The following is a 19622-nucleotide window of genomic DNA, read 5'->3' as shown; positions in this document are numbered from 1 at the left end:
CGCCGACTCACCGCCATCTTGTCAACCGCGCGAATCGCACTGTTCGTGTCGGGTGCCGGCCTCACGCGCGTCCGTTGCTGACGCAGCAACTCGGCCGCCTTGGCGCCGTGGTGCTTTCAATTATTCTGCTGTGCAACGGATCTGCGACAGCCTCGGCGGACGAATCGATCGTGATCGACTTGGTGCGACACGGGGAGTCGGTGGCCAACGCGGCGCGACTGATCGACACGGCGGTGCCCGGAGCTGTACTCACCCAGCTGGGTCAGCAACAGGCGCAGACCGTCGCCGGCGTTCTCGCGGCAAAGGGCCCGGTCGCCGCGATCTTCGCGTCGCAGTTGATCAGGACGCAGCAGACCGCCGCGCCGTTGGCTTCCGCATTGGGGATGAATGTGCAGGCTTTGCCGGGCCTCAACGAGATCGACGCCGGCGCTTTCAACGGCCAGCCGCAGTTCAGCCTCGCCGGGCTCGCATACCTGCTGGGCCCGGTGGCGTGGCTGCTCGGGCTACGCATCGTGCCGATGCTGGCTCCGGGCTCCACCGATGCCAACGGGTTCGAATTCCGCAGGCGCTTCAACGGCGCGCTCCAAACCATGTACGGCAGTGCCGCGACCAACGCCACCGGCTTCGGTGACGTGCTCCAGACGATGTACGCCAGTGCCCTTGCCAACCCGGTCCGCGCCGCGAACGGCAGAGTGACCGAGGTGGCGTTCTCCAGCGAATTCGCCATCGGCGTCGGGACGATGATGAGCGTCAAGAATCCCGATCCGCTGCTCCTGCTTTTCGACCCGCTGCCCAATACCGGCGTCGTCGTGATCGAGGGCAGCCCCCACGATGGCTGGACGCTCATCAGCTGGAACGGGAAGCCCGTGCATCCGGGCTGGTCGGCCTCGAAGAAAGGTCAGGTGGCCAATGGCCTGTGTCTGATGCTGGACGCGTCCACCAGGACCGGTGTGTGCGCGGCCAAGCCGCCCGCGACGGCGAGTGCCCCGGTCGGGGCGCCGTTCGGGTGAGGCCGCTGCACCCGGCGCCCGCCGAACACCACCACCGCGTCGGCGACGTTGGTGCCCGCCTTCACCGGCTCTGTCACGCCTGTCTCGCCGGCTCCTGGCTTAAGCTGATTTGCCCGGCTCCTCAGCTGGCCACCGGCGCCCCGCGTGGTCGCCAGGCTAGGGTGGGTCACCGGCTGGACCACAATACGCAGGCGAGATCAGGTGGGAGCGTGTCATGCCGGCAATCGTCCTCATCGGCGCCCAGTGGGGCGACGAGGGCAAAGGTAAGGCCACCGATTTGCTCGGTGGGCGCGTCCAGTGGGTGGTGCGCTACCAGGGCGGCAACAACGCGGGGCACACCGTCGTCCTGCCCACCGGCGAGAACTTCGCGCTGCACCTCATCCCATCGGGCGTACTGACCCCCGGCGTCACCAACGTCATCGGCAACGGTGTGGTGATCGACCCCGGCGTGCTGCTCGACGAGCTGAAGGGCCTCGAGGATCGCGGCGTGGACACCACCAAGCTGCTCATCTCCGCCGACGCCCACCTACTGTTGCCCTACCACGTGGCCATCGACAAGGTCACCGAGCGCTACATGGGCAACAAGAAGATCGGCACCACCGGCCGCGGTATCGGCCCCTGCTACCAGGACAAGATCGCCCGCCAGGGGATCCGCGTCGCCGACGTGCTTGACCCCGAGGTGCTGACCCACAAGGTCGAGGGTGCGCTGGAACTCAAGAACCAGATCCTGGTCAAGATCTACAACCGCAAGGCGCTGGACCCGCACCAGGTCGTCGAGTCCCTGCTGGAGCAGGCGGAGGGGTTCAGGCACCGCATCCGAGACACCCGGCGGCTGCTCAACGCCGCGCTCGAGACCGGTGAAACGGTACTGCTGGAGGGCTCGCAGGGCACCCTGCTCGACGTCGACCACGGCACGTATCCCTATGTGACGTCGTCGAATCCGACCGCCGGCGGCGCGGCCGTCGGGTCCGGCATCGGCCCCACGCGCATCACCACCGTGCTGGGGATCCTCAAGGCCTACACCACCCGCGTGGGCTCCGGCCCGTTCCCCACCGAGCTGTTCGACGAGAACGGCGAATACCTGTCCAAGACCGGCGGCGAATTCGGCGTCACCACCGGGCGGCGGCGCCGCTGTGGCTGGTTCGACGCCGTCATCGCCCGCTACGCCACCCGGGTCAACGGCATCACCGACTTCTTCCTGACCAAGCTCGACGTGCTGTCCAGCCTGGAAACGGTGCCGATCTGCGTCGGTTACCGCATCGACGGCGACCGCACCAACGACATGCCGATGACGCAAAGCGACCTGGCGCGCGCCGAACCCATCTACGAAGAGCTGCCCGGCTGGTGGGAGGACATCTCGCACGCGCGGGAGTTCGACGACCTGCCCGCAAAGGCGCGCGACTATGTGCTGCGGCTGGAAGAGCTTGCGGGAGCGCATATTTCATGCATCGGTGTGGGCCCCGGGCGTGAACAGACCATCGTGCGGCGTGACGTGCTGGCAGCCCGCCCGTGACGGATGCGGCCCAGGATCCCAAAGAACTCGACCCCGAATACGAACACCACGGCGGCTTCCCCGAATACGGGGTGGCCAGCCCGGGGCCCGGATTCGGGCGGTTCGTGGCGGCGATGCGCCGGCTGCAGGACCTCGCCGTGTCCGCCGACCCCGACGACGACGTGTGGGACGACGCGGCCGATCGTGTCGTGGCGCTGACCGAGCTGCTGGGGCCGTCTCAGGCCGCCGAGGGTGCGGCGCCCGCGGGGCGCACTCCCGACCTGCCGGGCATGGGCAGCCTGCTGCTGCCGCCGTGGACGTTGACGCGATACCAGCCAGACGGCTGCGAAATGCGCGGCGGTTTCACCCGCTTTCACGTCGGGGGCAACATGGCCGTGCACGGCGGCGTGCTGCCGCTGCTGTTCGACCACATGTTCGGGATGATCTCGCACGCCGCGAACCGGCCCATCAGCCGGACGGCGTTCCTGCACGTCGACTACCGCAAGATCACCCCGATCGACGTTCCGTTGGTGGTGCGCGGCAGGGTCACCCGCACCGAGGGGCGCAAGGCGTTCGTGTCCGCGGAACTCCTCGACGCCGACGACGCGCTGCTGGCCGAGGCCAACGGCCTGATGGTGCAGTTACTCCCAGGCCAGCCCTGAGTCGGCCGGGCACTTCCGAGACCGACCTATCCTTGAGCCGTGACTGACGGCCCCACCGACGGACGGGACGACGAGACGACGGCGCTCGTCGTGCCCCAGCCAGCTCCCGCGCGCGCCGAAGCCCAGCCCGGCGCCCCGACCGACGGCAGGCCGACGGTGGTGCTGCTGGGTGCCGGCGAGATCAGCCGGGAGCTGGCGATCGACTTGGGACGCCTCGGGGCCCGGGTGATCGCCGTCGAGGCGCACCCGGGCGCACCCGCGCACGGGGTGGCCGACCAGGCCCTGGTGCTCCCGCTGACCGACGCCGCCGAGTTGTCCGCGGCGCTGCAACGGCTGCGACCCGACTTCGTGGTGACCGCGACCGACACCGTCGCCGTCGAAGTTCTCGACGCCGTGGCCGCCGCCGGCAACCACACCGGGCTGGTGCCCAGCGCCCGCGCCGTGCGGCTCAGCGCCGACCGCGAGGGCCTGCGCCGGCTGGCCGCCGACGAGTTGGGGCTGCCCACCGCTCCGTTCTGGTTCGTCGGATCGCTGGGCGAACTCGAGGCGGTGGGCGCGCACGCCGGATATCCGTTGTTGGTCAAGCCGGTGGTCGGGCCGACCGGGCCGGGGCAGTCGGTGGTGGCGCGACGGGAAGACCTGGGGCCGGCGTGGCAACGGGCGGTGGCCGGTCACGCGGGCCCCGGACAGCCCCGGGTGCTGGCCGAAACCGTGGTCGAGGTCGAGTTTTGCGTCACGCTGCTGGCGGTGCGCAGCGAGGGCCCGACGGGTCCGGTGATCGAGTTCTGCTCGCCCATCGGTCATCGCGGCTCCGGCGGGCAGGTGCTGGAATCCTGGCAGCCGCAGAAGATGAGCGCGGCCGCCACGGACGCCGCGAAGTCGATCGCCGCGCGGATCGTCAAGGCGCTGGGCGGCCGGGGAGTCTTCGCGGTCGAATTAATGGTCAACGGCGACGAGGTGTACTTCGCCGATGTCACGTCACGCCCGGCCGACAGCGCCTGGGTGACGCTGCGCAGTCAGCGGCTCTCCGCGTTCGAACTGCAGGCCCGCACCATCTTGGGCCTGCCGGTGGACACCATGATGGTTTCGCCGGCCGCCGCCCGCGCGATCGACCCGCCCGACGTTCACGACCCCGCCGCGCTGAGCGGCGCGTTGAGCGTGCCGGAAAGCGACCTGCGCGTGGCCGGGGGCGGCTACCGGGCACTGGCCACGGCGCCGGAGGTGGCGGCCGCGCGGGAGCGCGCCGGCCAGGTCGCCGGGCGGCTTGCCGCGCCACCGTCACCCGGCTGAGTTGGCGCGGGATTCGCGCGCATCCTTCGCCCCCGGCTGGGTAAGTACGGCGATGGCCTCGATAGTGTGGCTGACAACGAACGACGAGGGAATACGAGCATGAGCACAGAGCGCGCACACTCCTACGCGGGGGACATCTCGCCGCTGGAGGCATGGAAGCTGCTCAGCGACAACCCCAACGCCGTCCTGGTCGACGTGCGGACCGACGCCGAATGGCGATTCGTCGGTGTGCCCGATCTGTCCAGTCTCGGCCGTGAGGTGTTGTTCCTGGAGTGGAATTTGTCCGACGGACGGCACAACGCGAATTTCGCCGACGAACTGCGCGAGCGGGTGGCGCCGCCGGAGACCGACGAGCAGCGCCCGGTGCTGTTCTTGTGTCGCTCCGGCCAGCGTTCGATCGGGGCCGCCGAGGCGGCGACCGAGCTGGGCATTACACCGGCCTACAACATCGTGGACGGTTTCGAGGGCCAGCTCGATGTCAACGGACACCGCGGCGAAACAGGTTGGCGGGCAATCGGATTGCCCTGGAAACAGGGTTGAACCGGCGATGACCCCAGCCGACGACGGCGTCCGCACGCCCGCGGCGCTGCCCGAGGGAGTCAGCCAGGCGACCATCGGGGTGCGCGGCGGGCTCTTGCGTTCGGGATTCGACGAGACCGCCGAGGCGATGTATCTGACGTCGGGCTACGTCTACTCCTCGGCGGCGGTGGCCGAGCAGTCGTTCACCGGCGAGGTGGACCACTTCGTCTACTCGCGCTACGGCAACCCGACCGTGACGATGTTCGAGGAGCGGCTGCGCCTGCTGGAAGGGGCGCCGGCGGCCTTCGCCACCGCGAGCGGCATGGCGGCGGTGTTCACCTCGCTGGGTGCGCTGCTGGGCGCGGGGGACCGGTTGGTCGCGTCGCGCAGCCTGTTCGGGTCGTGTTTCGTGGTGTGCAACGAGATCCTGCCGCGCTGGGGCGTGGAGACGGTTTTCGTCGACGGCGACGACCTCGCGCAGTGGGAAGAGGCGCTGTCCAAGCCCGCACAAGCGGTGTTCTTCGAGACGCCGTCGAATCCGATGCAGTCGCTGGTGGATATCGCGGCGGTGTGCGAGCTCGCCCACGCCGCGGGCGCGAAAGTGGTGTTGGACAACGTTTTTGCCACACCACTTCTGCAGCAGGGCATTCCGCTGGGGGTGGACGTGGTGGTGTACTCGGGCACCAAGCACATCGACGGCCAGGGCCGGGTGCTCGGCGGGGCCATTCTCGGTGACAAGGAGTACATCGACGGCCCGGTGCAGAAACTGATGCGGCACACCGGTCCGGCGCTGAGCGCGTTCAACGCCTGGGTGTTGGTGAAAGGCCTTGAGACGCTGGCTGTTCGGGTTGATTACAGCAACTCCTCAGCGCACCGGATCGCGGAATTCTTGGAGACCCATCCGGCGGTGAGTTGGGTTCGCTACCCGTTCCTGCCGTCGCACCCGCAGTACGACCTGGCGAAGCGCCAGATGTCCGGCGGGGGAACGGTGATCACCTTCGCGCTGGACTGCCCCGACGCGAAGGCCAAGCAGCGGGCCTTCGAGGTGCTGGACAAGCTGTCGCTGATCGACATCTCCAACAACCTGGGCGACGCCAAATCCCTTGTCACACATCCGGCCACCACCACGCACCGGGCGATGGGCCCGGAGGGCCGCGCGGCGATCGGCCTCGGCGACGGCGTGGTCCGGATCTCGGTCGGGCTGGAGGGCACCGACGACCTGATCGCCGACATCGACCGGGCTTTGGGCTAGTCGGGGAGCTAGCCGGCCTGCTTCTCGGCCGCTTCGATGCGTTCGGCCGCGGCCAGTGTCCCCTCCTGCGCTTGGCGCTCCACCCAGTCCACCACCGGCCGGGCGTACATCATCTGGCTGGTGATGGCCATCTGGCCGCGGGTGCGGCCCAGGAAGGAGATCCCCCAGGCGAACATGGCGGCGATGCGGTTGCGGTGGCCGATCAGGTAGTACAGGTGCAGCAGCAGCCACGCCAGCCAGGCGATGAAGCCGCCGAACTCCAGCTTGCCGACCTTCGCGACGGCGCTGTAGCGCGAGATGAGCGCCATGCTGCCCTTGTCGAAGTACTTGAACGGTTTGCGGTTGGCCGGATCGTCGTGGCCCTTCACCGCGTGCTTGATCAGCGTGGTGGCGTAGTGCGCCCCCTGGATCGCGCCCTGCGCCATCCCGGGCACGCCCGGCACCGACATCAGGTCGCCGACGACGAACACGTACGGATGCCCCTTGACGGTGAGGTCGGGCTCGACGATCACCCGTCCGGCGCGGTCGGTTTCGGTTCCGTCGGACTGCTCGGCGACCATCTTGCCCAGCTCGCTGGCCTGCACGCCCGCGGCCCACACCTTGCACGCGCATTCGATGCGCCGCTCGCCGCCGTCCTTCTCCTTGACCGTGATGCCCATGTAGTCCACCGCGGTCACCATCGCGTTGAGCTGGATCTCGACGTCCATCTTCTGCAGCCGCCGTTTCGCCTTGAGGCCCAGGTTCTCGCCCATCGGCGGCAACACCGCGGGCGCGGCGTCGAGCAGGATGACCCGGCATTCGCTGGGCGTGATCGTCCGGAACGCCCCGGCCAGCGTGCGCTCGGCGAGCTGGACGATCTCGCCGGCCAGCTCGACCCCCGTCGGCCCGGCGCCGACCACCACGAACGTCAGGCGGCGCTGCCGCTCGGCGGGGTCGGTGGCCACTTCGGCGGCCTCGAACGCGCCGAGGATGCGGGCCCGCAGCTCGAGGGCGTCGTCGACGCTCTTCATGCCCGGCGCGAAGGCCGCGTACTCGTCATGGCCGAAATAGGACTGCTGCGCGCCGGCGGCCACGATGAGGCTGTCGAAGGGCGTCACCGTCTGCATGCCCATCAGGTGTGACGTCACCGTCTTGGCCGTCAGGTCGATCTCGCTGACCTCGCCCCACAGCACCCGCACGTTCTTCTGCCGGCGCAGGATGAGCCGGGTGGTCGGCGCGATGTCGCCCTCGGACAGGATGCCGGTGGCCACCTGGTACAGCAACGGCTGGAACAGGTGGGTGGTGGTCCTCGAGATCAGGGTGACGTCCACGTCGGCCCGTCTGAGTGCCTTGGCCGCGTTCAGGCCACCGAATCCGCTTCCGATGATGACGACGCGATGGCGCGACATGCCGGTCCCTTCTTCCACACGTGGGCCTGGGAGTCGATCTTCCCAGCGCATGTCCACCGTACGACGCCACCCCGCAGAAAGGCGAGGCCTGCGCGAAGACGGGAATACCGCGCGCGACAACCACGAGTGGCCTTCAAGGGCGCAGCAGCCCGAAACCCGTTGACAGCAATCGGGTCTCGGCATCACCTGGCTGAAATGCTCTGTGTGGTAGCGGATCCCGGCCGGGGCCGCGTTGAGTCAGCGACCCATGTCACGGCTCCGGCCGGTCACCTTTGGTCTTCGCTAGGCGAAGGTTGATACGAACGAAAAGGCCGCAAATCGCTTTGTGGCCCGTTCGGTTACTGAACGGCTATCCGCCAGTGCAAGTCAAACCGGGACCGCAATCGATAACGAGCGGAACCGTGCAAGCCGAGGTCATTGGTGCTGCGAAAGCGATGACCAAGGCGAGGACGATTTTTCCGGTACGACGTGACATAACAACCCCCTTGTCTGGGAGAGACGATTGTCTGATGCCCGACGTGGGGGAGCTTACGCGGTCATTGGCTCGTAGATAAGGGATTTCACGGATAACGCGGTACGTTTCGTCAAACGGATGACGCCGGATCACCGGCGGGATGCGGCCGCTTTGGCATGAATTGAATTTCAGCAAAACTCGGCGGCGGGGAGAAATGGAATTATCCTGCGCGGGTATCCAGCCGAGGCTATATTGGAACGCTATTTAGCCGCTGGCCGGCGGTGTTGTGCGCTGACTGGATATGAATTCAAACAAGCGCCGTGTCCGGCCGCGGCCAGGTTGGGCGAAACCGTCAAGTCGGCAACCGGTTTCACCGGTCGATCGGGCACACCCGAGGCCGGCTAGAACGGCCACGCGTTGGCGTCGCTCTTGTACTTGGCGTTGAGGTCGCTGCAGAAGTCGGCGGCGGTGCCGGCCAGCAGGATGTAATAGGTCTCGCCGCGGCGGCTTTCGTAGGAGGTGGGGGTGGTCCAGCCGTTGTCGCACATCGCGGCTTCGCCGCCGGCCGCCGTCCTTCGCCAATTGGTCTTGGCGCAGGCGACCAGGCTGTCGAGGTTGGGTGTGGCGCTCTTGGCCGCGACCAGCATTGCGCCTCCCCATTGCCCGTCGTTGCGCCGATAGGCGCGGGCCCCGAATCCGGCGTTGTTGGTCTGGCAGGTCAACGCCCGGCGCAGCAGCGAGAAGGGGCTCGCGAGCTGCTGGTTGGCGGCCCCGGCCGCGGCCGTGATGAACTGCGCCGCGTCCGAGCCGTCCACCTCCTGGACCGCGTTGGGGTTGCCAAAGCTAAAGAGCTGCTGGGAGATTCCCTGCGCGGCCGCCGAGCCGCCGCCGATGATCGGCCCGCTGCCACTGGACGTCATCGCGGGCAGCGCCGCAGTGGGATCGGCGACCGCCGCGGGCATACCGGCGGCGGCACCCAGGGTCAGCAGCGCGATCAGGCTGCGAATCGGGCGCGCGGTGAGTCTCATGCCCCTATTTCAGCACGTGCGCGTAGTCGGCGCGGCGCTCGTCGGCAATCAATCCGGTCAGCACGTGGCGGGTCTGCAGCGCGATGTATTGATCGATGCCGTAGATCGGCCCGAAGTGCCAGTGCTTGAGCGCCCAGCCGTGGGCCAGCAGCATGATGTCGAACACGATGAGGTCGACGTCGACGCCGCGAAACACGCCCTGGGCGATGCCCGCTTCGATCACCGCGCGCAGCGGTGCGGCGGTGGCGATTTCGAGGTCCTTGATCTGGGCGCGCCCGGACGCGGAGAGGGTGCGGCTCTCCCGGTAGGTCAGCACCACGCCGTCGAGGTTCTCGTCGACGATCTCGATGTAGCGGCGAACGCCGGCGGTCAGCTGGTCGACGATGTCGTCGCCGGCGGCGGCGATCACCGGTGCCAGTTGATCGCGGAACACGTCCAGGATGCGCACGATCGTCGCGAGCAGCAGGTCCTCCTTGCCGCCGAAGTACTTGTAGATCAGGCCGACGCTGACGTTGGCTTCGGCGGCCAGATCCTGCATGGACATCTGGTGAAACCCGTTGCGGCCCATGACCGTGACCGCGGCGTCGAGCACCTGGCGGCGGCGCGAGCCGGCGCGGGCCGCGCGCACCGCCTCCTCGACGGGCAGATCGCTGTAGTCAGTCGTCACGCTCGACCTCAGATGCCCAGGTCCTTGGCGATGATCGTCTTCATGATCTCGTTGGTGCCGCCGTAGATGGTCTGGATGCGGGCGTCGACGAAGGCGCGCGCCACGCCGTATTCGCGCATGTATCCGTAGCCGCCGTGCAACTGCAGACAGCGGTCGGCGGTACGCACCTGCAGGTCGGTGGTCCACCACTTCAGCCGGGCGGCTCGCGCGGCGGTCAGCTCGCCCGCCAGGTGTTCGGCGAGGCAGTCGTCCAGATAGGTGCGGGCGATGTCGATTTCGGTCGCCAGTTCGGCCAGGACGAATTGGCTGTTCTGGAAACCGGCGATCGGTGAGCCGAACGCGGTGCGGTCACGCACGTAGTCGAGGGTTTCGGCCAGAATGCCTTCCGCGGCGGCCACCGCGCCCACCCCGAGCGCGAGCCGCTCCTGGGGCAGGTTCTTCATCAGCTGATAGAAGCCCTTGCCCTCCTCTTGGAGGAGGTTCGCCCGCGGCACCCGCATGTCGGTGAAGGTGAGCTCGCTGGTGTCCTGGGCGTGCAGGCCGATCTTCTCCAGGTTGCGGCCGCGCGCGAAGCCCGGCGTGGCGGGGTCGACGACCAGCAGCGAAAGCCCGTGGTGGCGATCCGGCGAGGTGCGCACCGCGACGACGAACAGATCGCCGATCTGGCCGTTGGAGATGAACGTCTTGGCGCCGTTGACGACGTAGTCGTCGCCGTCGCGCACGGCCGCGGTGCGGATCCCGGCCAGGTCGCTTCCGGTGCCGGGCTCGGTCATCGCGATGGCGAGCACCGTCTCACCGGTGACCACGCCGGGCAGCCACCGCTGTTGCTGTTCCGGTGTGGTCAGGTCGGTGAGATAGGGCAGCACCACGTCGTTTTGCAGCGTGAAGGCGATGGCCTCGGCCGCCGCGCCGGCCCGCTGTAACTCGTCGATCACGATCGCGTTGTAGCGGAAGTCGGCCACACCCGGGCCGCCGAGATGCTCGGGGACCGAGAAGCCCAGCAGCCCGAGCTTGCCGGCCTCGAGGAACAGCGAGCGATCCCACTGGCCGCGCTTCTCCGAGTCCTCGTGTTTGGGTACCACGGTCTGCCGCACGAAATCCCGCACCAACTGCCGGAATTGGTGATGCTCGGGCGTGTACTCCAGCCGTGCGGCCATGTCTTCCCCTTATTACCGGAAGGCGTCGCTGCCGGTGAACGCCTGGCCGAGGACGAGCTGGTGCATCTCCGGTGTCCCCTCGTACGTCAGCACCGACTCCAGGTTCACCATGTGCCGGATGACGGGGTATTCGAGCGATATTCCGTTGCCGCCCAATATGGTTCGTGCGGTCCGGCAGATCTTGATCGCCTCCCGGGTGTTGTTGAGCTTGCCGAAGCTGACCTGCTCGGGGCGCAGCCCGACGCTGTCCTTGAGGCGGCCGAGGTGCAGCGACAGCAGCTGGCCCTTGTGCAGTTCGACCGCCATGTCGACGAGCTTGGCCTGGGTCAACTGGAAGCCCGCGATGGGGCGGCCGAACTGGGTGCGTTGCGTCGAGTAATCCAGCGCGGCCTGCCAGGCCGAGCGGGCCGCTCCCATCGAGCCCCAGATGATTCCGTACCGGGCCTCGGACAGACAGGACAGCGGCCCGCGCAGCCCCTTGGCCTCGGGCAGCATCGCCTCGGCGGGCACCCGCACGTCGTCGAGCACCAGCTCGCTGGTGATCGAGGCCCGCAGCGACAGCTTGTGGTGAATCGTGTTGGCGGAAAAGCCCGGTGTCTTTGTGGGGACGACGAAGCCGCGAATCCCGTCGTCGGTGGCGGCCCAGACAACGGCGACGTCGGCTACCGAGCCGTTGGTGATCCACAGTTTGCGGCCGTTCAGCACCCAGTCCGAACCGTCTTGGCGCGCACGGGTTTTCATCGCGGCGGGATCGGATCCGACGTCGGGTTCGGTCAGCCCGAAGCAGCCGAGCAGCTCGCCGGTGGCCATCGGCGGCAGCCATTCCTGTTTCTGCTCCTCGGAGCCGAAATTCCAGATCGCGAACATCGCCAGCGAGCCCTGCACCGAGACCATCGATCGCAGACCGGAGTCGGCGGCCTCCAGCTCCACGCAGGCCAGCCCATAGTGCACGGCGGACGCACCGCCGCAGCCGTACCCGTCCAGGTGCATGCCCAGCAGGCCGAGTTGGCCGAACCCCTTGGCCAGTTCGCGGACCGGCAGATCGCCGATCTCGAACCACTCCGCGACGTGCGGCAGGACATGCTCGGCGCAGAATTCCCTGACGGTGTCGCGCACCGCGAGCTCGTCGCTGGATAGCGAGGCGTCGAGGCCGAGCGGGTCGTCGCGGTCGAAGGCGGGTGGTGTCTTGGTACTCATGGGATCAGCCTGCCACTAAGCCACCATCGTCAGGTTGCCGCCGACACCGAGCACCGCCAGGCCGCGCGGTGAATGAGTATTCATTGCTGACGAATGTAGGTTCACCGCCGCCGCGTGGTCAAGGATCGCGCAGCGCCCCGGTAGTCTGCCTGCATGCTTCGGCTCCAGTGGCTGGCCTGGTTCGCGGTGGACGTCCTCGGTGTGCTGGTGTTCTGCGCCGTGGGGCGCCGCAGCCACGACGAAGGGCTCAACGTCACCGGCGTCGCCGTGACGGCCTGGCCGTTTCTCACCGGCACCGTCGTCGGGTGGCTGGCCTCGCGCGGGTGGCGACAGCCGACCGCCGTGCGGCCCACCGGGGTGGTCGTGTGGTTGTCCACCGTGGTCGTCGGAATGCTGTTGCGCAAGGCGACCTCCGCGGGCGTGGCGGCAAGTTTCGTGGTGGTGGCGACGACGGTCACCGCGCTGTTGTTGCTGGGCTGGCGAGTGGGCGCCGGGTTGGCCCTGCGGCGTCGCTCCGGCGTCTGAGACGACCATGACGCAGACGGCCGACGTGGCGGTGACCGCGACTTTCGGTGCCGCCGCGCGGGCGGTGGCCACCAACAGGGGCCTGCTGAACGATCCGTTCGCCGAGCCGCTGCTGTGCGCCGTCGGGATCGACTACCTCACCCGGGCGATCAAAAATCATGTCTTCGCGGAGGACGACGGCGACGACCCGGCGATGACGGCGCTGATGGACGCGCTGGCGGCGCATACGCGGTTCGTCGACGAATTTCTGGCCGACGCCGGCCGGGCGGGCATCCGGCAGGTGGTGATCCTGGCGTCGGGCCTGGACACCCGGCCGTACCGGCTGTGGTGGCCGCGGGGGACGACGGTCTATGAGATCGATCAGCCGCAGGTCCTCGACTTCAAAGCCGAAGTGCTGCACGGCCTGGACGCCCAATTGGCGGCCCACCGGCGTGCGATCGGCGTCGACCTGCGCCAGGATTGGCCGGCAGCGCTGGGTCGGGTCGGGTTCGACCCGACCCAGCCCACGGTCTGGGTCGCCGAGCAGTTGCTCGTCGGGTATCTGCCGCCCGGCGAACAGAATCACGTGCTGCAGGCCGTCACCACCGCCAGCGCCCCCGGCAGCCGGTTCACCGCCGATCACATGCCCACCTGGAATCCGTTGCAGCTCGGCGCCGAGCGCGCCTTTGTCGACGGCTGGCGGCAACGCGGCCTGGACGTCGATCTGGCCAGCCTGACCTACCCCGGCGAATATCATTACGTGCCAGAGTATTTGGCGTCGAACGGTTGGGAGACGGCCGGCTGGAGCATCACCGAGCTACTGGGTGCGATGGGGCTGGGCAGGCGGCGGCGGACCGGGCCCGGCGACTCGGAGTTCATCCCCGAATACGTCACCGCGACGCGCGTTTGAGTTGTGGTGATGCCGCAATCTTGCCCGCCACAAGGCCAGTTGCAGTTCGTGTCGGCCACTCACGATGACCCGCTGGCACAACCGCTGTTGGCCGAACTGGCCGTCGAGTACGCGCAGCGATACGGCGGCACACCGAGCACCCATCTGACCTGGCTGCCCGTGCCCAAGGCCGAGTTGGCACCGCCGGACGGCGGATTGCTGATCGGCGTGCTGGACGGCGTGCCGGTGACCGGCGGTGCGTTTCTCCGCTACGACGCCGACACCGCCGAACTCAAACGGATCTGGACCGACGGCGCTCATCGGCGCCGCGGTTACGCGCGGGCGCTGCTGGCGGCGTTGGAGGCCGAAACCCGGGCCCGCGGGTACCGGCGGCTCTACCTGATCACCGGCGATCGGCAGCCCGAGGCCGCGGCGCTCTATGACGCGACGGGATACACCCGGATACCGCCGGATCCGCTCCCGAACTGGGGCCCGTTTGTCCCGATCGCCTTTGAGAAGTGGCTGACTTAGGTACCGTCACAACGGGTTTCAAGGGATAGGGCACGTCCGATATCAGCTAGCGGATGTGCTGGCACGTTCGTGAGTCACACAATAGGAACTTTCGCGGTGCCGATGTGGTCACTGAGCCAGCGAGCTGGCCCGCGCGGTCGCCTCCCGGATCGGGCCGTGCCACACGTCGCCGTGCCCTGGCAGCAGGATCTCGGTGTCCAGCAGGGCCAGCGCGTCCAGGCTGCGCAGCGAGTTCTGCTGGCTGTGGCTGAACACCGCCGGCAGCAGTTGCGGGCCGCCGCGGCGCAGCAGCGGGTGCCCGGTGATCAGCGCGTCGCCGCTGACCAGGACGCCGTCGACCACGTACGAGCAGTGCCCGCTGGTGTGCCCGGGGGTGAAAACGGCGCTCGGCTGGCCAGGCAGCCCGGCGGCCACCTCGGCGGTCAGGGGCCGGGTGGACGGGATGCCGTCGCGAATCAGGCCGCCGCTGCGCAGCACATGCAGGCCCCACGCGGCCCAGCGTGGCCGCCAAATACGCAGGGCGACATCGAAAACCGACGCCTGTTCCAGATACTCGCGCTTGGCGTGGCCGACCTCCTCGGCGTGGCAGTACACCTTGGTGCCGTATTCGTTGGCGAGCCAGATCGCCGAGCCCAGGTGGTCGATGTGTGCGTGCGTGAGCAGGACGGCGCGCACGTCGCCGGGGCCGTAGCTCAGCTCGCGCAGCGAAGCCAGCACGTCCTCGCGGTCCCCGGGATATCCGGCGTCGATCAGCATCACCCCGGTGCCGTCGACGACCAGCGTCCAGTTAACGGCCTCGCCCTGCGCGAGATAGACCGTGTCGGTCACTTGAACAAGAGTCGGCTGGTGGGCCATGGACGCGAGTCTAAGAGAAGGTAGGAGTAGAAAAGACTCGTGGCTGAACTGAAACTCGGATACAAAGCGTCCGCTGAACAATTTGCTCCGCGCGAGCTCGTCGAACTGGCTGTGGCCGCCGAAGCACACGGTATGGACAGCGCCACCGTCAGTGACCACTTCCAGCCGTGGCGGCACAAGGGCGGACACGCCCCGTTCTCGCTGGCCTGGATGACCGCGGTCGGCGAGCGGACCGAGCGGCTGGTGCTGGGCACGTCGGTGCTCACCCCGACCTTCCGGTACAACCCCGCCGTCATCGCGCAGGCCTTCGCCACCATGGGTTGTCTGTACCCCAACCGCATCTTCCTCGGCGTCGGCACCGGCGAGGCGCTCAACGAGATCGCCACCGGATACGAGGGCGAGTGGCCGGAATTCAAGGAGCGCTACGCGCGGCTGCGCGAGTCGGTGCGGCTGATGCGCGAACTGTGGCTTGGCGACCGCGTGGACTTCGAGGGCGAGTACTACAAGACCAAGGGCGCCTCGATCTACGACGTACCCGAGGGCGGTATCCCGATCTACATCGCCGCGGGCGGACCGCAGGTCGCCAAGTACGCCGGGCGCGCCGGCGACGGCTTCATCTGCACCTCCGGCAAGGGCGAGGAGCTCTACAAGGACAAGCTCATTCCCGCGATGCGTGAGGGCGCCGAAGCGGCGAGCAAGAATCCCGACGACGTCGACCGGATGATCGAGATCAAGATCTCCTACGACACCGACCCCGAACTGGCCCGGGAGAACACCCGGTTCTGGGCGCCGCTGTCGTTGACGGCCGAGCAGAAACACTCCATCGACGACCCGATCGAGATGGAGAAGGCCGCCGACGCGCTGCCCATCGAACAGATCACCAAGCGCTGGATCGTCGCGTCGGATCCCGACGAGGCGGTCGCCAAGGTCAAGGACTATGTGGACTGGGGCCTCAACCACCTGGTGTTCCACGCGCCCGGCCATGACCAGCGCCGGTTCCTGGAACTCTTCGAGAAGGACCTGGCGCCGCGGCTGCGGCGGCTGGCCTGAGGGGCGGACGAGTGGTCTCCGGGTCCGCGACCGCGATCTATATCGCCGCCCCCGAGCCGGAGACCGGCAAGTCGACGATCGCGCTCGGGCTGTTGCACCGGCTGACCGCGACGGTCGCCAAAGTCGGTGTGTTCCGGCCGATTACCAGGCTGGGCGAGGACCGCGACTACATCCTGGACCTGCTCCTCGGGCATACCACGGCCGGGCTGTCCTACGAGCAGTGCGTCGGGGTGACCTATCACCAGCTGCACGCTGACGGCGACGCCGCGATCGCCGACATCGTCGACGCCTATCACGTGGTGGCCGAGGCCTGCGACGTGGTGGTGATCGTCGGCAGCGATTACACCGACGTGACCCGGCCCGCGGAGCTGTCGACCAACGCACGCATCGCGGTCAATCTCGGTGCGCCCCTGCTGTTGACGGTCAGCGGCAATGGGCGCACGGCCGCGGAGGTCGCCGCCGTCGTCGAGGTCTGCCTGGCCGAGCTGGACGCCCAGCACGCCCACACCGCGGCGGTGGTGGCCAACCGTTGCGAGCCGAGCCAGCTGACGGCGGTGGCCGAGGCGCTGCGCGGGTTCGCCCAGCGTAGCTACGTGCTGCCCGAGGAGCCGCTGCTGTCGGCGCCGACGGTGGCGGAATTGGAAAAGGCCGTGGCCGGGACGCCGGTCGGCGGTGAGGAGTCGTTGCGGGAACGCGAGGTCACCGGCGTGCTGGTCGCCGGGATGACCGCCGACCACGTGCTGGAACGGCTGAGCGACGGCATGGCGGTAATCACCCCCGGCGACCGCTCGGACGTGGTGCTCGCAGTGACCAGTGCCCATGCCGCCGAAGGTTTTCCGTCGCTGTCGTGCCTGGTGCTCAACGGGGACTTCGAGCTGCATCCGTCGATCGCGGCGCTGGTCGCCGGCCTGCGGCTGCGGCTGCCGATCATCGCCACCGCGCTGGGCACCTACGACACGGCCAGCGCGGCCGCCGCGGCCAGGGGCCGGGTCACGGCGAGCTCGCAGCGCAAGATCGACACCGCACTGGCGCTGATGGACAGGCACGTCGACATCACGGATCTTCTTGCGCAGCTTGCCATTCCGATCCCGACGGTGACCACGCCGCAGATGTTCATTCATCAGCTCACCTTGCAGGCGCGTTCGGACCGCAAGCGCATCGTCCTTCCCGAGGGTGACGACGACCGCATCCTCAAGTCCGCGGGCCGCGTGTTGCAGCGGCGCGTCGCCGACCTGACGATCTTGGGCGACGAAGCCCAAATTCGTCAGCGCGCGGGGGAACTCGGGGTGGACTTGGGCGACGCGAAGGTGATCGACCCGCGCACCAGCGAGTTGCGCCACCGGTTCGTCGACCAGTACGCCGAATTGCGCAAGGCGAAGGGGGTCACCTTCGAGCAGGCCGGTGAGATCATGCGCGACGCCACGTATTTCGGCACCATGCTGGTGTACAACGGCATGGTCGACGGCATGGTGTCCGGTGCCTCGCACACGACGGCGCATACCGTCCGACCGGCGTTCGAAATCATCAAGACGGTCCCGGACGTCTCGACGGTGTCCAGCATTTTCTTGATGTGCCTGCCCGATCGGGTGCTGGCCTACGGGGACTGCGCGATCATCCCGAACCCGACCCCGGAGCAGTTGGCCGACATCGCGATCTCGTCGGCGCGCACCGCCGCGCAGTTCGGCATCGAGCCGCGGGTGGCAATGCTGTCGTACTCGACCGGCGACTCGGGCAGCGGGGCCGACGTCGACAAGGTCAGGACGGCAACAGAATTGGTGCGGAAACGGAACCCCGATCTGCCGGTCGAGGGACCCATCCAGTACGACGCCGCCATCGAACCGTCGGTCGCGGCCACCAAACTGCGTGACTCGCCGGTGGCCGGTCGCGCCACGGTGCTGATCTTTCCCGACCTCAATACGGGTAACAACACCTATAAAGCGGTGCAGCGCAGCGCCGGTGCCATCGCCATCGGGCCCGTCCTGCAGGGGTTGCGCAAGCCGGTCAACGACCTGTCCCGGGGCGCGTTGGTCGAAGACATCGTGAACACGGTTGCCATCACCGCGATCCAGGCTCAGGGTGGCGGCAATGGGAAGTAGCGACCCTCGCCTCGTGCTGGTGATCAACTCTGGCTCGTCATCTCTGAAATACAAACTGGTCGAACCCGATTCGGGTACCGCCCGGGCGACGGGTCTGGTGGAGCGGATCGGCGAGGACAAGTCGTCGGTGCCCGACCACGACGCCGCGCTGCGGAGTGCGTTCGACACGCTGGCCAACGACGGCATCGACCTGAAGACGAGCGACATCGTCGCCGTGGGTCATCGAGTGGTCCATGGCGGCAACACTTTTCATCGGCCCACGTTGCTGGACGACACGGTGATCCGCAAGCTCGACGAATTGTCGGAGTTGGCCCCGCTGCACAACCCGCCCGCGCTCAAGGGCATCGAGGTCGCGCGAAAACTGCTTCCCGACATCGCCCACATCGCGGTGTTCGACACCGGATTCTTCCACGACCTGCCGCCCGCCGCCGCCACGTATGCCATCGATCGCGGTCTGGCACAGCGGTATCAGATCCGGCGGTACGGGTTCCACGGCACGTCGCACCACTACGTCAGCGAGCAGGCCGCCGCCTTCCTGGACCGGTCGGTCGGCGGCCTGAAACAGATTGTGCTGCACCTGGGTAACGGTTGCTCGGCCTCGGCGATCGCCGGCACCCGGCCGCTGGACACCTCGATGGGCCTGACCCCGCTGGAGGGTTTGGTGATGGGCACCCGCAGCGGCGACATCGATCCCAGTATCGTCGGCTATCTGTCGCATGCGGCCAAGATGGAAGTCGACGACGTCGAGTCCATGCTCAATCAGCGGTCCGGCGTGCTGGGGCTTTCCGGTGAACGCGACTTTCGCCGGCTGCGGTCGATGATCGAGTCCGGCGACGAGGCCGCGCAATTGGCCTACAGCGTGTTCACGCATCGGCTGCGCAAGTACATCGGCGCCTACCTGGCGGTCCTCGGCCACACCGACGTCATCAGCTTCACCGCCGGGATCGGGGAGAACGACCCGGCGGTGCGCCGCGACGCGGTCGCCGGCATGGAGGAGCTGGGCATCATCCTCGATCAGCGCCGCAACCTCGGTGGCGGCAAGGGTGCCCGCCAGATCTCCGCCGACGATTCACCGATCGCCGTGCTGGTGATCCCGACGAACGAAGAGCTCGCCATCGCCCGGGACTGCGTGAGCGTGCTGGGCGGATAGAAGGCCGAGCGTGTTTCGCCCGGTGCCGACCGAGGGCGTGGGATCGGCACCGACCGTCCGCGCCAGCAGCTCGGCGTAGATGTCACGAAAATCGGTGCTGTACTTCAGGTCTCCGTTGTCGAGGTCGGTGAGGCTGGGCTGCTCGCCGTAGAAGCCGCCCCGCACGGGCGCACCGGCGATGAAGACGGGGCCGGCCGTGCCGTGGTCGGTGCCCTGCGAGGCGTTGGCCCGCACCCGGCGCCCGAATTCCGAATACGCCACCCAGCTCTGCCGGTTGTACTGCTTGTGCGCGGCCGGTGTGGCGCCCCTGCCGGGCGGCTTCGATGCGGCAAAGGCGGGCATCGGGGTGGCGACCGCGCCGGGGTCGGCGCCGGGGTCGCCGGCCAGCATCACGTCGACGTAGCCGGGCCAGTCCCGGCCGACGGCCGCGT

General features: G+C 68.1%; 18 protein-coding genes and 1 pseudogene. 12 read left to right on the top strand and 7 right to left on the bottom strand.

From position 1 onward, the window contains the following. The first annotated feature begins 107 nt into the window (after positions 1 to 107). The 6 genes from A5688_RS10600 (at position 108) to A5688_RS10575 (ending at position 6225) form a co-directional block, all read left to right on the top strand. On the top strand, positions 108 to 1010 hold the full coding sequence (locus A5688_RS10600) for a histidine phosphatase family protein (protein WP_120312519.1): 903 nt from the start codon (positions 108 to 110) through the stop codon (positions 1008 to 1010). 214 nt (positions 1011 to 1224) lie between these two features. Next, positions 1225 to 2523: an adenylosuccinate synthase gene (locus A5688_RS10595; RefSeq protein ID WP_067914070.1), complete on the top strand. Its 1299-nt coding sequence runs from the start codon at positions 1225 to 1227 to the stop codon at positions 2521 to 2523. After that, the gene (locus A5688_RS10590; protein ID WP_067914073.1) at positions 2520 to 3164 is read left to right on the top strand and encodes a PaaI family thioesterase; all 645 of its coding nucleotides are present in this window, start codon (positions 2520 to 2522) and stop codon (positions 3162 to 3164) included. The genes A5688_RS10595 and A5688_RS10590 overlap by 4 nt, the downstream gene beginning before the upstream one ends. A 39-nt stretch (positions 3165 to 3203) precedes the next feature. After that, entirely contained in the window at positions 3204 to 4454 is a 1251-nt protein-coding gene (gene purT / locus A5688_RS10585; RefSeq protein WP_067914076.1) for a formate-dependent phosphoribosylglycinamide formyltransferase, read from the top strand. A 99-nt stretch (positions 4455 to 4553) separates the two neighbouring features. Next, positions 4554 to 4994 carry a rhodanese-like domain-containing protein gene (locus A5688_RS10580; RefSeq protein ID WP_067914079.1) on the top strand — a complete coding sequence of 147 codons (441 nt, stop codon included), beginning with the start codon at positions 4554 to 4556 and terminating at the stop codon, positions 4992 to 4994. 7 nt (positions 4995 to 5001) lie between these two features. Further along, positions 5002 to 6225 (top strand): O-succinylhomoserine sulfhydrylase, encoded by a 1224-nt coding sequence (locus tag A5688_RS10575; RefSeq protein WP_067914093.1) that lies wholly within the window; start codon positions 5002 to 5004, stop codon positions 6223 to 6225. 8 nt (positions 6226 to 6233) lie between these two features. Here A5688_RS10575 and A5688_RS10570 read toward each other — a convergent pair whose 3' ends face one another. From A5688_RS10570 to A5688_RS10550, 5 genes are all read right to left on the bottom strand, one after another. Next, on the bottom strand, positions 6234 to 7613 hold the full coding sequence (locus tag A5688_RS10570; RefSeq protein ID WP_067826869.1) for an NAD(P)/FAD-dependent oxidoreductase: 1380 nt from the start codon (positions 7611 to 7613) through the stop codon (positions 6234 to 6236). An 855-nt stretch (positions 7614 to 8468) separates the two neighbouring features. Beyond that, on the bottom strand, positions 8469 to 9095 hold the full coding sequence (locus A5688_RS10565; protein WP_067826767.1) for a hypothetical protein: 627 nt from the start codon (positions 9093 to 9095) through the stop codon (positions 8469 to 8471). 4 nt (positions 9096 to 9099) lie between these two features. Beyond that, positions 9100 to 9762, bottom strand: coding sequence for a TetR/AcrR family transcriptional regulator (locus A5688_RS10560; RefSeq protein ID WP_067826774.1), 663 nt, complete (start codon positions 9760 to 9762; stop codon positions 9100 to 9102). An 8-nt stretch (positions 9763 to 9770) separates the two neighbouring features. Further along, the gene (locus A5688_RS10555; protein WP_067826777.1) at positions 9771 to 10919 is read right to left on the bottom strand and encodes an acyl-CoA dehydrogenase family protein; all 1149 of its coding nucleotides are present in this window, start codon (positions 10917 to 10919) and stop codon (positions 9771 to 9773) included. 12 nt (positions 10920 to 10931) lie between these two features. After that, complete coding sequence (locus tag A5688_RS10550; protein ID WP_067826779.1) at positions 10932 to 12116, bottom strand: acyl-CoA dehydrogenase family protein; 1185 nt, start codon at positions 12114 to 12116, stop codon at positions 10932 to 10934. Positions 12117 to 12269: 153 nt separating this feature from the next. Here A5688_RS10550 and A5688_RS10545 point away from each other — a divergent pair, with 153 nt between their 5' ends. From A5688_RS10545 to A5688_RS10535, 3 genes are read left to right on the top strand one after another with little or no spacing between them, the layout of a single operon-like run. Next, the gene (locus A5688_RS10545; RefSeq protein WP_067910992.1) at positions 12270 to 12641 is read left to right on the top strand and encodes a DUF3054 domain-containing protein; all 372 of its coding nucleotides are present in this window, start codon (positions 12270 to 12272) and stop codon (positions 12639 to 12641) included. Positions 12642 to 12648: 7 nt separating this feature from the next. After that, positions 12649 to 13530, top strand: a complete 882-nt coding sequence (locus A5688_RS10540) for a class I SAM-dependent methyltransferase (RefSeq protein WP_067910995.1) — start codon at positions 12649 to 12651, stop codon at positions 13528 to 13530. 6 nt (positions 13531 to 13536) lie between these two features. Further along, positions 13537 to 14040, top strand: coding sequence for a GNAT family N-acetyltransferase (locus tag A5688_RS10535; RefSeq protein ID WP_067826872.1), 504 nt, complete (start codon positions 13537 to 13539; stop codon positions 14038 to 14040). Between the two features lie 108 nt (positions 14041 to 14148). On the opposite strand, the gene A5688_RS10530 is transcribed toward A5688_RS10535, so the two are convergent. Beyond that, positions 14149 to 14895, bottom strand: coding sequence for an MBL fold metallo-hydrolase (locus tag A5688_RS10530; RefSeq protein WP_067826787.1), 747 nt, complete (start codon positions 14893 to 14895; stop codon positions 14149 to 14151). Between the two features lie 39 nt (positions 14896 to 14934). Here A5688_RS10530 and fgd point away from each other — a divergent pair, with 39 nt between their 5' ends. The 3 genes from fgd to A5688_RS10515 are packed head-to-tail and all read left to right on the top strand — an operon-like array spanning position 14935 to position 19191. Further along, the gene (fgd, locus tag A5688_RS10525; protein WP_067826790.1) at positions 14935 to 15945 is read left to right on the top strand and encodes a glucose-6-phosphate dehydrogenase (coenzyme-F420); all 1011 of its coding nucleotides are present in this window, start codon (positions 14935 to 14937) and stop codon (positions 15943 to 15945) included. An 11-nt stretch (positions 15946 to 15956) separates the two neighbouring features. Next, complete coding sequence (gene pta, locus A5688_RS10520) at positions 15957 to 18041, top strand: phosphate acetyltransferase (RefSeq protein ID WP_067826793.1); 2085 nt, start codon at positions 15957 to 15959, stop codon at positions 18039 to 18041. Continuing rightward, positions 18031 to 19191, top strand: a complete 1161-nt coding sequence (locus A5688_RS10515; protein ID WP_067826796.1) for an acetate kinase — start codon at positions 18031 to 18033, stop codon at positions 19189 to 19191. Before pta ends, A5688_RS10515 begins: the two co-directional genes overlap by 11 nt. On the opposite strand, the pseudogene A5688_RS10510 reads toward A5688_RS10515, so the two are convergent. After that, positions 19183 to 19452: pseudogene (locus tag A5688_RS10510) on the bottom strand (DUF1501 domain-containing protein); the annotation flags it as partial. The gene A5688_RS10515 and the pseudogene A5688_RS10510 sit on opposite strands and share 9 nt — an antisense overlap. Positions 19453 to 19622 lie beyond the last annotated feature (170 nt).

The organism is Mycobacterium mantenii (assembly GCF_001667865.1).
GTDB classification, from domain to species: Bacteria; Actinomycetota; Actinomycetes; order Mycobacteriales; family Mycobacteriaceae; genus Mycobacterium; species Mycobacterium mantenii_A.
The sequence above is the reverse complement of the archived record's forward strand: the minus strand, read 5'-3'. Positions and strand labels throughout refer to the sequence as shown.

Bases quoted from the DNA above. Each gene is read 5' to 3' on its own strand.
- A5688_RS10545 (WP_067910992.1), top strand. From the start codon at position 12,270: ATGCTTCGGCTCCAGTGGCTGGCCTGGTTCGCGGTGGACGTCCTCGGT.
- A5688_RS10515 (WP_067826796.1), top strand. From the start codon at position 18,031: ATGGGAAGTAGCGACCCTCGCCTCGTGCTGGTGATCAACTCTGGCTCG.
- A5688_RS10570 (WP_067826869.1), bottom strand. From the start codon at position 7,613: ATGTCGCGCCATCGCGTCGTCATCATCGGAAGCGGATTCGGTGGCCTG.
- A5688_RS10540 (WP_067910995.1), top strand. From the start codon at position 12,649: ATGACGCAGACGGCCGACGTGGCGGTGACCGCGACTTTCGGTGCCGCC.
- A5688_RS10530 (WP_067826787.1), bottom strand. From the start codon at position 14,895: ATGGCCCACCAGCCGACTCTTGTTCAAGTGACCGACACGGTCTATCTC.
- A5688_RS10565 (WP_067826767.1), bottom strand. From the start codon at position 9,095: ATGAGACTCACCGCGCGCCCGATTCGCAGCCTGATCGCGCTGCTGACC.
- A5688_RS10575 (WP_067914093.1), top strand. From the start codon at position 5,002: ATGACCCCAGCCGACGACGGCGTCCGCACGCCCGCGGCGCTGCCCGAG.
- A5688_RS10580 (WP_067914079.1), top strand. From the start codon at position 4,554: ATGAGCACAGAGCGCGCACACTCCTACGCGGGGGACATCTCGCCGCTG.
- A5688_RS10555 (WP_067826777.1), bottom strand. From the start codon at position 10,919: ATGGCCGCACGGCTGGAGTACACGCCCGAGCATCACCAATTCCGGCAG.
- A5688_RS10550 (WP_067826779.1), bottom strand. From the start codon at position 12,116: ATGAGTACCAAGACACCACCCGCCTTCGACCGCGACGACCCGCTCGGC.
- A5688_RS10595 (WP_067914070.1), top strand. From the start codon at position 1,225: ATGCCGGCAATCGTCCTCATCGGCGCCCAGTGGGGCGACGAGGGCAAA.